The organism is Aerococcus agrisoli (assembly GCF_003797145.1).
GTDB classification, from domain to species: Bacteria; Bacillota; Bacilli; order Lactobacillales; family Aerococcaceae; genus Aerococcus; species Aerococcus agrisoli.
This window is the reverse complement of record NZ_RKMG01000086.1, coordinates 1-757: the sequence shown is the minus strand read 5'-3', so window position 1 is coordinate 757 and position 757 is coordinate 1. Positions and strand designations below refer to the sequence as shown.

Annotated in this window: 1 protein-coding gene; it reads right to left on the bottom strand. The window is 30.1% G+C overall.

The annotated features are described in order from the left end of the window. Positions 1-370: 370 nt before the first annotated feature. A complete protein-coding gene (locus EF384_RS09600) occupies positions 371-649 on the bottom strand; it encodes a hypothetical protein (protein ID WP_123781493.1) in 279 nt (92 codons plus the stop codon). Between the last annotated feature and the right edge of the window lie 108 nt (positions 650-757).

Below are 757 nucleotides of genomic sequence, written 5' to 3'. Positions count from 1 at the left end.
TTTAAAACTTTGCAACAGAACCGGATTTTTTAATCTGTTGGGTTCTGAGACGGAATAAAAAATATAAATTCCGGTAAAATTTAGTGCAACAGATCATTTTTTTGTCGGTATGAATTATTCAGGAATAATAATATGTTTTAATTTGGAATCAAAAGCGCACTTGCAAGTAAGTTTACTTCAATACATGAAATTGCTTAAAGTCGTGTATATAAAACCTTATTAGCTCAAGGGAATATATACACGTTTTTTTAAGTAAGGAAACCTGAATATTTTAATCGACACTTATAATAGACAGCGAAAAATCAATCAGATCAATACCTAGTAAGTGTTGATTTTAGTAGACTCTTATCAGATAGTTGATTAGTTTTAATTATTTTTTTTGCTCTAAAAGGATCGGAATTATATTTAATAAAATCGATACAATCGTTAAACCCCATAGGACTGTTGTCATAGTAGGTACTACATCTAATAAAGCAGCCCAATCTTTTACCTTTACCCAACCGGATATCATGCTGTACCCTGCAACAAGCGACAGTGCTGTGAATGACAATCCCATTGCCATTGCTAATTTATAATCTTTGCCTACTTTATATAAATAAAGATTTAAAACAGTTGCTACTATAGCAATAGTTCCTAACACTAAAAACATAATTATTCCTCCAATTATTTTGATTTGTATGCAGTGTTATAGTTATCTTATTCTAAGCATTCGACTTATCAATACATGAAATTACATAAAATCATGTGTTCCAAACCT